General features: G+C 67.8%; 15 protein-coding genes. 10 read left to right on the forward strand and 5 right to left on the reverse strand.

The window, feature by feature from the left end; all coding sequences use genetic code 11:
• Nucleotides 1-61: 61 nt before the first annotated feature.
• The 3 genes from G4D77_RS26235 to G4D77_RS26245 all read left to right on the forward strand — a co-directional run bounded on the left by G4D77_RS26235 (nt 62) and on the right by G4D77_RS26245 (nt 3,894).
• Nucleotides 62-1,801, forward strand: coding sequence for an ABC transporter permease (locus tag G4D77_RS26235; RefSeq protein ID WP_213757758.1), 1,740 nt, complete (start codon nt 62-64; stop codon nt 1,799-1,801).
• 6 nt (nt 1,802-1,807) lie between these two features.
• On the forward strand, nt 1,808-2,899 hold the full coding sequence (locus G4D77_RS26240; protein ID WP_012206598.1) for an ABC transporter ATP-binding protein: 1,092 nt from the start codon (nt 1,808-1,810) through the stop codon (nt 2,897-2,899).
• Between the two features lie 83 nt (nt 2,900-2,982).
• The gene (locus G4D77_RS26245; RefSeq protein ID WP_061287831.1) at nt 2,983-3,894 is read left to right on the forward strand and encodes a LysR family transcriptional regulator; all 912 of its coding nucleotides are present in this window, start codon (nt 2,983-2,985) and stop codon (nt 3,892-3,894) included.
• On the opposite strand, the gene G4D77_RS26250 is transcribed toward G4D77_RS26245, so the two are convergent.
• On the reverse strand, nt 3,867-4,514 hold the full coding sequence (locus tag G4D77_RS26250) for a TetR/AcrR family transcriptional regulator (protein WP_016449233.1): 648 nt from the start codon (nt 4,512-4,514) through the stop codon (nt 3,867-3,869). The genes G4D77_RS26245 and G4D77_RS26250 overlap by 28 nt on opposite strands.
• Nucleotides 4,515-4,834: 320 nt before the next feature.
• Here G4D77_RS26250 and G4D77_RS26255 point away from each other — a divergent pair, with 320 nt between their 5' ends.
• From G4D77_RS26255 to G4D77_RS26265, 3 genes are all read left to right on the forward strand, one after another.
• On the forward strand, nt 4,835-6,259 hold the full coding sequence (locus tag G4D77_RS26255) for an amino acid permease (protein WP_016451412.1): 1,425 nt from the start codon (nt 4,835-4,837) through the stop codon (nt 6,257-6,259).
• Nucleotides 6,260-6,280: 21 nt separating this feature from the next.
• Entirely contained in the window at nt 6,281-7,375 is a 1,095-nt protein-coding gene (gene hppD / locus G4D77_RS26260; RefSeq protein ID WP_016449235.1) for a 4-hydroxyphenylpyruvate dioxygenase, read from the forward strand.
• Between the two features lie 104 nt (nt 7,376-7,479).
• On the forward strand, nt 7,480-8,541 hold the full coding sequence (locus G4D77_RS26265) for an aldo/keto reductase (RefSeq protein WP_034347720.1): 1,062 nt from the start codon (nt 7,480-7,482) through the stop codon (nt 8,539-8,541).
• A 17-nt stretch (nt 8,542-8,558) separates the two neighbouring features.
• On the opposite strand, the gene G4D77_RS26270 is transcribed toward G4D77_RS26265, so the two are convergent.
• Genes G4D77_RS26270 through G4D77_RS26285 form a run of 4 tightly spaced genes read right to left on the reverse strand, consistent with a single transcriptional unit; the run spans nt 8,559 to nt 10,098 of the window.
• Complete coding sequence (locus G4D77_RS26270; protein WP_126312116.1) at nt 8,559-9,179, reverse strand: hypothetical protein; 621 nt, start codon at nt 9,177-9,179, stop codon at nt 8,559-8,561.
• Complete coding sequence (locus G4D77_RS26275; RefSeq protein WP_013801570.1) at nt 9,176-9,391, reverse strand: helix-turn-helix domain-containing protein; 216 nt, start codon at nt 9,389-9,391, stop codon at nt 9,176-9,178. The genes G4D77_RS26270 and G4D77_RS26275 overlap by 4 nt, the downstream gene beginning before the upstream one ends.
• 3 nt (nt 9,392-9,394) lie before the next feature.
• Complete coding sequence (locus G4D77_RS26280; RefSeq protein WP_193726205.1) at nt 9,395-9,553, reverse strand: hypothetical protein; 159 nt, start codon at nt 9,551-9,553, stop codon at nt 9,395-9,397.
• On the reverse strand, nt 9,550-10,098 hold the full coding sequence (locus G4D77_RS26285; RefSeq protein WP_034363636.1) for a DUF2975 domain-containing protein: 549 nt from the start codon (nt 10,096-10,098) through the stop codon (nt 9,550-9,552). The genes G4D77_RS26280 and G4D77_RS26285 overlap by 4 nt, the downstream gene beginning before the upstream one ends.
• A 57-nt stretch (nt 10,099-10,155) precedes the next feature.
• Here G4D77_RS26285 and ybaK point away from each other — a divergent pair, with 57 nt between their 5' ends.
• The 4 genes from ybaK to G4D77_RS26305 all read left to right on the forward strand — a co-directional run bounded on the left by ybaK (nt 10,156) and on the right by G4D77_RS26305 (nt 13,367).
• Nucleotides 10,156-10,650 (forward strand): Cys-tRNA(Pro) deacylase, encoded by a 495-nt coding sequence (ybaK, locus tag G4D77_RS26290; RefSeq protein ID WP_017404114.1) that lies wholly within the window; start codon nt 10,156-10,158, stop codon nt 10,648-10,650.
• Nucleotides 10,651-10,818: 168 nt separating this feature from the next.
• Nucleotides 10,819-11,499 (forward strand): glycerol-3-phosphate 1-O-acyltransferase PlsY, encoded by a 681-nt coding sequence (plsY, locus tag G4D77_RS26295; RefSeq protein WP_016451416.1) that lies wholly within the window; start codon nt 10,819-10,821, stop codon nt 11,497-11,499.
• A 98-nt stretch (nt 11,500-11,597) separates the two neighbouring features.
• Nucleotides 11,598-13,130: a DUF4178 domain-containing protein gene (locus G4D77_RS26300; RefSeq protein ID WP_016449241.1), complete on the forward strand. Its 1,533-nt coding sequence runs from the start codon at nt 11,598-11,600 to the stop codon at nt 13,128-13,130.
• A gap of 18 nt (nt 13,131-13,148) precedes the next feature.
• The gene (locus G4D77_RS26305; RefSeq protein ID WP_016449242.1) at nt 13,149-13,367 is read left to right on the forward strand and encodes a DUF350 domain-containing protein; all 219 of its coding nucleotides are present in this window, start codon (nt 13,149-13,151) and stop codon (nt 13,365-13,367) included.
• Nucleotides 13,368-13,486: the final 119 nt, after the last annotated feature.

Genomic DNA, 13,486 nt, shown 5'->3' on the forward strand with positions numbered 1-13,486 from the left:
CCCGGCACCGGGCGCCTGCATGCACTCCCCTTGACAGTCTCTTTCGCTGCGGAGCATTCGCATGAGCATCGATTCCATGGCGGCGCCCGTCGTCGCCCCCCTTGCTGCGCGCGCACGGCGCATTCCGTCGGGCTGGGGGCCGTGGCTGGCTTTCGCGCTGATCCTGGCCTTTTTGCTGGCCTTTCTCATCGTGCCCGTGGGCATGGTGGTCTACACCGCCTTCGTCAATGAAGGCGGCGGGCTCACGCTGGGGCACTTCGGCAATTTCTTCGGCCAGACCGTCTTCCGCGAGTCGTTCTTCAACAGCCTGGGCGTGTCCCTGGCCAGCGTGTTCTTCGCCAGCCTGATCGCCGTGCCGCTGGCCTACCTGACGGTGCGCTTCGAGTTCCGGGGCGCGCTGCTGATACAGACGCTGGGCGTGCTGCCGCTGATCATGCCGCCCTTCGTGGGGGCGGTGGCGCTGCAGCTGATCTTCGGGCGCAGCGGCTCGGTCAACCTGCTGCTGGACGACTGGTTCGGCTTCACCGTGCCCATCATGGAGGGGCTGACGGGCGTGATCTTCGTGGAGAGCATCCACTACTTCCCGTTCATCTTGCTCAACCTCGTGGCGGCCATGCGCAATATCGACGGGGCCATGGAGGAGTCGGCGCTGAACCTGGGCTCGCGTGGATTCCGGCTGTTCCGGCGCGTGATCTTTCCGCTGGCCATGCCCGGCTACCTGGCGGGCGCGGCCCTGGTGTTCGTGAAAGTGTTCGACGACCTGGGCACGCCGCTGGTGATGGGCGTGACCAATATGCTGGCGCCCCAGGCCTATCTGCGCATCACCTCGGTGGGGCTCGATGATCCGCTGGGCTATGTGATCAGCGTGATCATGATCGCGTTCTCCATCGTCGCCCTGTGGCTGGCTGCGCGGGTGATGAAGGGCAAGGACTACGCCACGCTGCAAAAGGGCGGCAGCGCGCTGCAAAAGCGCCGGCTGTCGGCCTGGGAGGCGCTGCTGGCCTATGGCTGGATCGCCCTGGTGCTGCTGGTGGTGCTGGCGCCGCACATCGGCATCTTGCTGATGTCGTTCTCCAAGGTCTGGAGCTTCTCGGTGCTGCCCGACAGCTATACGCTGGAGCACTACGCCACGGTGTTCACCGACTCGGGCTACATGATCGGCAACACGCTGCTGTACTGCCTGATGGCGGCGGGCATCGACGTGGTGATCGGCACCGCCATCGCCTACCTGATCCTGCGCACCCGGCTGCCTGCCCGGCAGTGGCTGGACTACCTGGCCTCGGTGGCGCTGGCGATTCCGGGGCTGGTGCTGGCCATCGGCTACCTGCGCCTGTTCAAGGGCGTAAACCTGCCCTTCACCGACACACCCATCGTCACGACCTGGGTGCTGATCATGGTGGCCTATGCGGTGCGGCGGCTGCCGTATGCGCTGCGCTCGTGCATGGCGGCGCTGCAGCAGGTGCACATCTCGCTGGAGGAGGCCGCGCAAAGCCTGGGCGCGGGCCGCACCAGCGTGATACGGCGCGTGATGGTGCCGCTGATGGCCGGCGGCATCCTGGCCGGCTTCGTCACCAGCTTCATCACGGCGGCGGTGGAGCTGTCGGCCACCATCATGCTGGCCTCGGCCCAGAGCCAGGCGCCCATGAGCTACGGCATCTACCTGTACATGCAAAGCATCTCGGGGCGCGGGCCCGGTGCGGCATTGGGCGTGCTGGCCGTGGTCGTGGTCGGCCTGGGCACGTATTTCTCGCACCGCTTCGTGGAGCGCTCGCGCGCCACCGTGCAATCGACTTCGGAGTGAACCGCCATGCACCTGGACCCTGTCTCCCTCGAATGCAGGCACATCAGCCTGAGCTACGGCAGCAACGAAGTGCTGCGCGACGTCAACCTCAAGATCGAGCCCGGCGAGTTCTTCGCGCTGCTGGGGCCTTCGGGCTCGGGCAAGTCCACGCTGCTGCGGCTGATCGCGGGCTTCAACCGGCACCAGCGCGGCGAGCTGCTGGTGGGCGGGCAGGACATCACGGGGGTGCCGCCGCATGCGCGCAACATCGGCATGGTGTTCCAGAACTACGCGCTGTGGCCGCACATGACGGTGTACGACAACGTGGCCTTCGGCCTGGTCGAGCGCCGCGAAAGCCGCGACACCATCCGCCGCAAGGTGGGCGAGGTGCTGGAGCTGGTGGGCCTGTCGCAGTACGCGCAGCGCCGCCCGGGCCAGCTGTCGGGCGGGCAGCAGCAGCGCGTGGCGCTGGCGCGCACCGTGGTGATCGCGCCCAAGCTGCTGCTGCTGGACGAGCCGCTGTCCAACCTCGACAAGCAGCTGCGCGTGCAGATGCGCGAGGAACTGCGCAGCCTGCAGCGCAAGCTGGGCCTGACCACCATCTTCGTCACCCACGACCAGGAAGAGGCCATGACCACGGCCGACCGCATGGCCGTGCTCGACAAGGGCGTGCTGCAGCAGGTGGGCTCGGCGGCGGGGCTGTACGACTATCCGGCCAACCGCTTCGTGGCGGGCTTTGTCGGCACGGCCAATGTGCTGGAGGGCGAGGTGCTGCCGACGATAGGCGAGTCGCTGGTCTTCAAGGTGCCGGGCCTGGGCACGCTGACCCTGCCGCGCCCGGCCCAGCCGCCCGTGCCGGGGCGCGCAGCGCTGGCCTTCCGGCCGCACCAGGTGCAGATTGCGGTGCGCGACGATGCGGGCGATGCCTCGCGCGTCTGGGTGGAAGGGCAGATCGAGAGCGCCGAATTCCTGGGCGAGTTCTCGCGCTACCGCGTGCGCGTGGGCGAGGTGGCGGTGGTCGCCGACCAGGCGCACTACGCGGGCATTGCCATGTTCCCCATGGGCATGCCGGTGCGCCTGGGCATCGAGCCCACGCAGCTGCGCTACCTCGATGAGTGAATGATGAGACGGCTAGGGATGTTCCCTGACACCCGGGCCTGCCCGGGCCGCAGGCCCTGGCGCCTGCGCTAGGCTGGCCGCCCATGGAGATGTATCAGCTGCGCGCCTACGTCACGGCGGCCACGCTAGGCAGCGTCACGCGCACGGCCGAGGCCCTGCACCTGACGCAGCCCGCCATCACGGCCCAGATCAAGGCGCTGGAGGAAGAGCTGGGCGTGGCGCTGTTCGACCGGCGCCCGGGCCGCATCAGCCTCACGCGGGCCGGCGAGGCCCTGATGGAGCCCGCCCGGCAGGTGCTGGATGCGGCAGGACGGCTGCAGGGCCAGGCCCGCGAGCTGCAGGGCGAGGTCACCGGCCAGCTGCTGCTGGGCACGGTGGCCGACCCCGAGGCGCTGCGCCTGGGCTCGCTGCTGCATGGCCTGGTGGAGGCGCTGCCGCTGCTGGACATCAAGACACGCCATGGCTGGGCCGAGGAGCTGCGCGCGCAGGTCGCGGCCGGCGGCCTGCAGGGCGCGTTCTACATCGGCGCCCACATGCCGCGCGACCTGGGCGCGCTGGTGCTGCAGACACTGCACTACCGCGTGGCGGCGCCGCCCGCGCTGCGCGAGCGCGTCCTGCAATCGGGCTGGAAGGACCTGGCGCAACTGCCCTGGATCGGCGCGCCAGCGCAGCACCATGAGCAGGCCCTGCTGCTGGCGCTGTTCGCCCGCCAGGGGCTGAGCCCCAATCAGATCGTGGAAAGCGATGCCGCCGCCGCGCCCGAGAGCCTGGTGCGCGCCGGCCTGGGCTTGGCGCTGCTGCGCGAGGACCGCGCCCTGGCCGCGGCCGAGCATGGCTGCGTGGCCATCTGGCCGCATGCGCGCGTGTCGGCGCAGCTGGGCTTCATCCACCCGCGCGAGGCCGAGCACGACCCGGCCCTGGTGGCCACGCTGTCGCAGCTGCGCAGGGTCTGGGGGTTGACCGAGGTTCAGGCGGCGGCGCCGCCGCCGGCCTGAGGGGTGCCTGCCTGGACGATGGCCTCGACCAGCGCATCGAGGCTGCCCTGGCGTTCCTGCTCGCCCACCTCGAACAGCTCCAGCACGCCGGTGCCGCGCAGGATGGCGAAGGCCATGGCCGCAAAGCCCTGGGGGCGGGGATGGTGGGCCGCGATCTCGGGGAAGACGTCCAGGAAGCGGGTGTAGAACACGCTGTCCACATGTACCCGGCGCGCGTCCACGCGGTCGAACAGCGAGGGGGAGGCCTTGCAGCCGAAGAACATGCTCCAGGCCGCCTGGTAGTTGGCCGCGCCGAAGATGTTGTCCCAGGCCAGGGTGACGAAGGCCTCGGCACGCTCGCGCAGGGGCAGGGCCTTGTCGGGCCAGACCGTGCCCTGGTCGCTCAGCGGCTCCATGACCTCGATGACCAGCCGCTCCATCAGCGCATCGCGGCTCTCGAAGTGGTGCTGCAGCGCGCCCAGCGACACATCGGCGCCGCGCGCGATGGCCTGCAGCGTGGCGCTCTTGAAGCCGCCCTCGCGCAGCAGCGCCAGGGCGGAGTCGATGATCTTGCGTTGCGTTGTCTCCACACGCTCGGTCTGCGGCGTGCGTGCGCGCCGCTGCGTGGCGGACGTCGTCATGTTCTGGGCTCCAGAGGGCAAAAAAATAATAGTAGATTGTTTTTGTTTGTTGCGGGCGTTCAACCTTTGCCGCAGTGCGGCATGGCGGGCGGCAATGCGTCGATGGCCTTCGCTACTCCTTCTTCTTGGGCTTGTCCATAGGGATAAATTACAAGAAATAATAATTTATTGTTTTTTATAGTTGATACCCATCAACAAGGGGCGCACAAGGCCCCGCATTCCAACAGGCACCCCACGAGGAGACATTGCCGTGAAGACCACCGAAGTGTTCCAACCCCTGCGCCGCCGCGCGCCTTGCTGAGAGCCGGAGCACCCCCTTGATGCACAGTTCTTCTTCGCAGGGCCATCTGGAGCGCAGGCTCAAGAACCGCCATATCCAGCTCATCGCGCTGGGCGGCACCATCGGCACGGGCCTGTTCCTGGGCTCGGCCGGCATCATCGAGCTGGCCGGCCCGTCCGTGCTGCTCGGCTACGCCATTGGCGGGCTGATCATCTTTTTCATCATGCGTTTCCTGGGCGAGATGCTGGTCGAGGAGCCCAACGCGGGCTCGTTCAGCTATTTCGCCAACCGCTACCTGGGCCGCTTCGCGGGCTTTCTGGCGGGCTGGAACTGTGTGGCGCTGTATGTGCTCGTGGGCATGCTGGAGCTGACGGCCGCAGGCAAGTTCATCCAGTTCTGGTGGCCCGGCATACCCACCTGGGTGACGGCGGCGGTGTTCTTCGTGCTGATCAACGGCGTGAACTTCATCAACGTCAAGGCCTATGGCGAGTTCGAGTTCTGGTTCGCGCTGATCAAGATCGTGGCCGTGATGGCCATGATCGGCGCAGGCCTGTATTTGCTGTTCAGCGCCGACCGGCCCGAGCAGACCGTGCGCAACCTGTGGACGCACGGCGGCTTCTTCCCCAACGGCTTCTCAGGCCTGGTGATGGCCTTCGCCTTCATCATGTTCGCCTTCGGTGGCGTGGAGATGCTGGGCTTCGCGGCGGCCGAGACCGACCAGCCGCGCACCGTCATCCCCAAGGCCGTGAACCAGCTGATCTACCGCGTGCTGGTGTTCTACATCGGCTCCATGGCCGTGCTGATGTCGCTGATGCCCTGGACCGACCTGCTGGGCCAGCTCAAGGCCGGCGGCGACACCTACAGCAGCAGCCCCTTCGTGCTGGTGTTCTCGGGCCTGGGCGAGAACGTGGCCGCCCATCTGCTGAACTTCGTGATTCTCACGGCCACGCTGTCGGTCTACAACAGCATGGTCTACAGCAACAGCCGCCTGCTGTACGGCATGGCCAGCGAAGGCAATGCGCCGCGCTCGCTGATGCAGGTCAACCGCCGCGGCGTGCCGGTGCGGGCCATCGTCTATCCGGCCATCTTCACGGCGCTGGCCATCGTGCTGAACTATGTGGCGCCGGCCGGCGTGCTGGAGCTGCTGATGTCGCTGATCGTGGCGGCCCTGGTGATCACCTGGACCATCATCATCGTGGCGCACTGGCGCTTTCGCCGGGCCCATGCGGCACGCGGGACCGTGCTGGGCTTTCCCGCACCGGCCGCGCCGCTGACCAATGCCATCTGCCTGGCCGCCATGGCCCTGGTGGTGGGCGTGATGCTGCTGACACCGTCGGTGCGGTCCTCCGCGCTGGCCATTCCGATCTGGGTCCTGGTGGTCTACGGGGCCTATCGCCTCGTGTTCCGCCAACGTCCCACGCCTGTGCTGGAATCCGTACTGGAACCCGCGCACATCCCCCGTTGAAACCTTCAAGGAGAACCAACCATGGCAGACCTGTTCGACAACCCGATGGGCCTGATGGGCTTCGAATTCGTGGAATTCGCATCGCCCACGCCCGGCGTGCTGGAGCCGCTGTTCGAGAAGCTGGGCTTCACCCTGGTGGCCAGGCACCGTTCCAAGAATGTGCTGCTGTACCGCCAGGGAGGCATCAACTTCATCATCAACAATGAGCCGGGACAGGCCGCCTATTTCGCTGCCGAGCACGGCGCCTCGGCCTGCGGCCTGGCCTTCCGCGTCAAGGATGCGCACCAGGCCTACAAGCGCGCGCTGGAGCTGGGCGCGCAGCCGGTGGAGATCCCCACGGGTCCCATGGAGCTGCGCCTGCCGGCCATCAAGGGCATCGGCGGCGCGCCGCTGTACCTGATCGACCGCTTCGACGAAGGCAAGTCCATCTACGACATCGACTTCGAGTTCCTGCCCGGCGTGGACCGCAACCCCAAGGGCCACGGCTTCCAGGTGGTGGACCACCTGACGCACAACGTCTACCGCGGCCGCATGACCTACTGGGCGGACTTCTACAGCAAGCTGTTCAATTTCCGCGAGATCCGCTACTTCGACATCTCCGGCGAATACACGGGCTTGGCTTCCAAGGCCATGACGGCGCCCGACGGCCTGATCCGCATCCCGCTGAACGAGGAATCGCGCCAGGGCGGCGGCCAGATCGAGGAGTTCCTCATGCAGTTCAACGGAGAGGGCATCCAGCACATCGCGCTGCTGACGGACAACCTGCTGGACTCCATCGACCAGCTGCAGATGGCCGGCATTCCGCTGCTGACCGCGCCCAACGACATCTACTACCAGAACCTGGAAGGCCGCCTGCCCGGCCACGGCCAGCCCGTGGGCGAGCTGCAGGCACGCGGCATCCTGCTGGACGGCACGACCGAGGGCGGCCAGCCGCGCCTGCTGCTGCAGATCTTCTCCCAGCCCATGCTGGGGCCCGTGTTCTTCGAGTTCATCGAGCGCAAGGGCAACTACCGCGAGGGCTTCGGCGAAGGCAATTTCAAGGCCCTGTTCGAGTCCATGGAGCGCGACCAGATCAACCGCGGCGTGCTGCAGGCCGAGGCACCGCAGGGCGCCTGATCCCGACGGACGCAACGCGCCCGCCCGGCCCTGGCCGGGTGGGCGCGCTGTCGTCAGGGTAAACACGGGCGGCCCTACACTCGGTGCCCATGAATTCCCCCTCGATGCAACCGGTGGCGCTCGGTCAAAGCGCATTGCAAGTCAGCCCCATCTGCCTGGGCACCATGACGTTCGGCGAGCAGGTCGGCGAGGCCGAGGCCTTTGCCATCATGGACCGCGCGCTGGAGCGCGGCGTGGACTTCTTCGACACGGCCGAGATGTATGCCGTGCCCGCACGCGCCGAAACCTGCGGCGCCACCGAGACCATCATCGGCCGCTGGTTCGCCCAGCGCCCCGGCGCGCGCGCCAGGGTCGTGCTGGCCACCAAGGTGGCTGGTCCTTCGCGGGGCATGCCCTGGGTGCGCGAGGGCAAGGGCATGACGGCGGCCGACATCGCCGCCTCCTGCGAAGGCAGCCTGCGCCGCCTGGGCACGGACGTGATCGACCTCTACCAGATCCACTGGCCCGAGCGCAACGTGCCGGCCTTCGGCCAGCTGTACTACGACCCGGCCAAGGAAAGCTCGCAGACCGGCATCCATGAGCAGCTCGAGGCGCTGGGCCGCCTGGTCCGGGAAGGCAAGGTGCGCCACATCGGCCTGTCCAATGAAACCCCCTGGGGCGTGCACGAATTCGTGCGCCTGGCCGAGCAGCACGGCCTGCCGCGCGTGGCCTCGGTGCAGAACGCCTACTGCCTGCTCAACCGCAGCTGGGAAAACGGCATGGATGAAAGCTGCCACCGCCTGGGTGTCTCGCTGCTGGCCTATTCGCCGCTGGCCTTCGGCCTGCTCACGGGCAAGTTCGACGTGCATGCGCCCACCGATCCCGCTGCGCCGCAGGCCGCACGCATTGCGCGCTACGAGTCCGTGCGCAAGCAGCGCTGGGGCCGGCCCGAAGCCCTGGCCGCCGCGCGCCGCTACAACGCGCTGGCGCGCGAGCATGGCATGACGCCCACGCAGCTGGCGCTGGCGTTTTGCTACACCAAGTGGCAGGTGGCCAGCACCATCATCGGCGTGACCTCGGTGGCCCAGCTCGATGAGGACCTGAACGCCTGGGGCACCCAACTGTCGCCCGAACTGCTGTCGGCCATCGACGCCATCCGCTGGGAAGTGCGCGACCCCGCGCAATAGCCCTCAGCCCTGCGCCTTCAGCGGCTGCACTCGCCCTTGAGCGCAGCGGCCGCCAGCATGGGCAGGCTCAGCAGGCCCATGCCGCCGCCCTTGAACTCGCCCTTCATGCAGTCGCCCTGGGCGGCCTCGCGCATGCCGCTGGCCAGCGGGTCCTCGCGCTGCGCATGAATCTGGGGCCTGACCAGGCCCTGCCGGGCCGCCGACTGCACGGCCTCGCGGCCTGCGGCCGAGTCCAGCAGGCGGCCCATGGCCCTGGCGCTGCGCGCGGCGTCCGGAGCGGCCTCGGTGTCGGCGAGCACAGGCGCTTGCGCGGCGGCTGTCGCGGCCTGCTCCGTGGCCTTTGCAGCCCCTGCGCCTTGCCTTGATGGCGGTGCGACGGCGGCGGTGTCCGGCCGTCGCGCAGGCGCGGGCGCGGGCGCCGGTCCGGGCCGGGCAGCCGCTGCAGCAGGAGATGGCGCCGGCGCCGGCGTCGGCGTCGAAGTCGGCGTCTCGACCCAGACCACCTGAAGGCGGTGGGCCTCGGCCTGCCCGGTGCCGGGCCGCGCAATGTCCGGGGCCAGACCCTGCCACAGCAGCGCCCCGTGCAGCAGCAGCGACAGCAGCAGGCCCGCGATCAGTCGCAGCCGTCCGCTGCTCAAGCCTCGGGCCCTGCCACCCATTCCAGCAGGTCGCCGGGCTGGCACTGGAGCGCCTCGCAGATGCGCTCCAGCGTGTCGAAGCGCACGCCGCGTACCTTGCCGCTCTTGAGCAGGGAAATATTCTGTTCGGTGATGCCGACCATCTCGGCCAGTTCGCGCGAGCGCATCTTGCGGCGGGCCAGCATCACATCGAGGTGGACGATGATGGGCATGGTTCAGTCGCCATCCCGGAATCGGTTGGCGTCGCGAAGGAAGATCACCAGGGTCAGCAGGAATAGGCCCAGCAGCATCAATGCGGCCTCGTACAGGTGCAGCGAGAGCGGGCGCTGGCCGGGGAGCACCATGAGGTGGATCGTGATGGGAACGCCGCTCATACGAATCCCGCGTTCTCGTCGGCGATGCGCCGCGCCTGCAGCATCACATGGGCGATGGAGACCAGCACCACGCCGAGCAGGACCAGCAGGCCATCGTGCCAGTACAGGCCCAGCGTGACGAAGCGCTGCCCTGGCGGATTGCCCATGCTGGCGGCCACCGACATCAGCGCGCGCGTGAAGGGCAGGGCCAGCGCGCCCGCCAGCACCGTCCAGGCAAAGCGCATCAGGGCGTGCTGCGCCTGCTGGCCGAAGACACGGCCCTGCAGGTATTCGCCGAACAGTGTCCACAACTGGCGCAGCGCATACAGCCCGCAGCCCACGGGCAGCAGGCTGACCAGTGCGGTGCGCCAGCGCGCAGCCATGTCCAGCGGCTGGCCGGGCGGCATGCCCAGCAGGCCTTGCGCCTGGCCCGAAAGATCTTGCGGCGACAGCAGGGCGGCTACCGGCAGGGCCAGCAGCGCGACGGCACCGAGGGCAATCAGGATGCGCGCCGCCTGGGAGTGGCGCCTCAGGGCGTTGCCTGCGGCGTGGGGCGTATAGTTCATGGCACAGCCTTGTATTGATGAATCGATAAAAAATTATTGTAAAACGATAAAAAATTCATGTCCAAGAAAAACTCTCATGTCAGCGAGACACCGGCCACCCAACTGCTGCGCGCCCACAAGGTGGAGTTCACCGAGCACCCCTATGAGTACCTGGAACACGGCGGCACCGAGCACAGCGCGGCCAGCCTGGGGCTGGACGAGCACATGGTGGTCAAGACCCTGGTGATGCAGGACCAGGACGCCAGGCCGCTGATCGTGCTCATGCATGGCGACTGCAAGGTCTCCACCAAGAACCTGGCGCGGCAGATCGGGGCCAAGAGCGTGGAGCCCTGCAAGCCCGAAGTCGCCAACCGCCACAGCGGCTACCTGGTCGGCGGCACCTCGCCCTTCGGCACGCGCCGCGACATGCCGGTCTATATCGAAGAGAGCATCCTGGCGCTGCCGCGCATCGCCATCAACGGCGGGCGCCGGGGCTTTCTGGTGCAGCTGGACCCGCAGGTCTGCGTGCGGCTGCTGGATGCACGGCCCGTGCACTGCGCGCTGGCAGAATAGATGCCCTGAAGAAATGAACACGACTTGCGCACACGGGAAGGCGGCCGCCGCCTCCACCGGGTTCGCGCAGGTCCTGATGAAAAACATGTGTCGGCGATCAGGGAGGGCGGGCCATCAGGGCCGGCCGGATCGCGCGCCGGCGCTCCACAGACCGGCCAAGGACTTCAATTGAACGCGCTCTACCCCCTTCTCGCCACCGTGGCGGCCTACCTGATCGGCTCGCTGTCGTTCGCCGTCATCGTCAGCCGGGCCATGGGCCTGAATGATCCGCGTACCTATGGCAGCGGCAACCCCGGCGCCACCAATGTGCTGCGCTCCGGCAGCAAGGCGGCAGCGGCCGTCACCCTGCTGCTGGACGCCGCCAAGGGCTGGCTGCCCGTGGCCCTGGTGCAATGGTTCGGCAGCCGCTTCGGCATGGGCGACGGCACGGTGGCCATGGTGGCGCTGGCTGCCTTCCTGGGCCACCTGTACCCGGTGTTCTTCCGCTTCAAGGGCGGCAAGGGCGTGGCCACGGCCCTGGGCGTGCTGCTGGGCATCAGCGTCTGGCTGGGCCTGGCGGTGGCGCTGACCTGGCTGATCATTGCCGTGTTCTTCCGCTATTCCTCGCTGGCGGCCCTGGTGGCCTCCGTGTTCGCCCCCGTCTACTACCTGCTGTGCAGTGGCGTGGTCTGGTATGCCGAGACACCGATTGCCGCCGCCATCGTCGCCATGGCGGCCCTGCTGATCTGGCGCCACCGCGAGAACATCCAGCGCCTGATGGCCGGCAAGGAATCCAGGCTGGGCAGCAAGAAGGCCGACCCGGCAGCCGCCGCGGCCAAGCCCGGCACGGCCAAAGGCAAGCCGCATTGACCGTCGCCGCCGCGCTGCGCACCACGGGCGCAGCTTGCGTGCGGGGCGTGGCCGGCCGGTCACGCTCCAGGCCCTCTCTTCACTGACGACTCTCTCACATGGCATCCAGTCCATCGCAGCGCGTGTACCGCGCACCATGCCCCGGCTGCGGCGCGCCCGTGGAATTTGCCAGCGCCCAGGCCAGCTATGCCGTCTGCGAGTTCTGCCGCAGCACCGTGGTGCGCCAGGGCGATGTGCTGCAGCGCCGTGGCTCCATGGCCGAGGTCTTCGAGGACTACAGCCCCCTGCGCATCGGCGCCACGGGCCAGATGCTGCGCAACGGCAAGCCCGAGCACTTCACCCTGGTCGGGCGGCTGCAGCTCAAGAGCGAGGCGGGCGCCTGGAGCGAATGGGTGGCCGCGTTCAGCGATGGCGCGCTGGGCTTCCTGAGCGAGGACAACGGCCAGTTCGTCTGGTCCTGGCCCTGGGAGGCCGAGGCCCTGCGTAACGGGCCGTTCAAGGCCTCCGACTGGCTGCTGGGTTCGCAGCGTGTGCTGGGCGGCAAGAGCTTCACGGTCAGCAGCGTGCAGAACGCGCGGCTGGTATCGGCCCAGGGCGAGCTGGCGCAGCTGCCCGAGCCCGGCACACCGTACCGGCTGGTGGAGCTGCGCAGCGAGCAGGGCCAGGTGCTGTCCGTGGACTTCTCCGTCCAGCCTCCCGCGCTGAGCCTGGGCGAGCGCGTGGTGCTGGACGACCTCAGGATGCAGGGGCTGCGCGACGGCGCCTCGCTCAAGGGTGAGCAGGGCCGGCACTTCAACTGCCCCAAGTGCGGCGCCGTGGTGCCCGTGCGCTTTTCCACCACCAAGAGCCTGAGCTGCCCCAGCTGCGGATCGCTGGTGGACCTGAGCCAGGGCATTGGCAAGGAATTGGCCTATGCGGAACAGAACGAGCCCGTGCGCCCGGCCATCCCGCTGGGCAGCAAGGGTGTGCTGGAAGGCCAGCAATGGCAGGTGGTGGGCTTTCAGCACCGCATGGGCCAGGAGCCTGGCGACGACGAGAGCTTTGGCTGGGAGGAGTACCTGCTGTTCAACCAGAAGGCCGGCTTCGCATTCCTGGTCGATTCCTCCGATGGCTGGAGCATGGCCCGCGTGACCACGGGCGTGCCCAAGCTCTCCAAGAACCGCAGCACGGCCAAGTACATGGGCCGGCAGTACCAGCTTGAATCGCGCTACACGGCCGAGACCACCTACGCCCTGGGCGAGTTCTACTGGCCCGTGCAGCGCGGCCAGACCACGCGCAATGTGGACTATGTGAGCGCAGGCGCGCAGAACAAGGCCTTCCTGGCCAGCGAGACCGAGAGCGGCGAGACCACCTGGTCGCATGGCAGCGCCGTCTCGGCCACCACGCTGGCAATGGCCTTCGGCCTCAAGCAGTTGCGTGACCGCTCGCAGGTCGGTGTGATGTCGGGCAGCCGCTTCGGGCTGTGGACCATCATCATCGGGCTGCTCATCCTCTGGCTGGTGTTCGTCACCTTGCGCGGCTGCGCATCGCGCCCCAACTGCGACCCCAATACCGACGCCAACTGCAACAGCTACACCCGCAGCAGCGGCGGCTCCTGGGGTGGCTACACCTCGGGCGGCAGCCACAAGTAAACAACGGAGAAACTGATCATGAACTTCGACTGGCTCAACCCCGCCGCCTTCTTCGGCTCGATCCTCTATGCGCTGGTGGGCGTGGTGGTGTTCTGGCTGTGCTTCTTCATCATCGACAAGATCACACCCGTGGACATGTGGGCCGAGATCGTCGAGAAGCACAACAAGGCGCTGGCCATGGTGGTGGCCGCCATGTGCCTGGGCATCAGCATCATCGTCGCTGCCGCCATCCACTGAACGGGGCCGCCTGGCCCCCGCATTCCCCATCTCCTGCCGACACGCAGCCCGCCTGAAAAGGTGCGGCTGCGCTGCGCATGGCGGCGTTGCTGCGTCGCAACAAATTCCTTGTTGATAGT

The organism is Delftia sp. WY8, from assembly GCF_018437695.1.
Classification (GTDB): domain Bacteria; phylum Pseudomonadota; class Gammaproteobacteria; order Burkholderiales; family Burkholderiaceae_C; genus Comamonas; species Comamonas tsuruhatensis.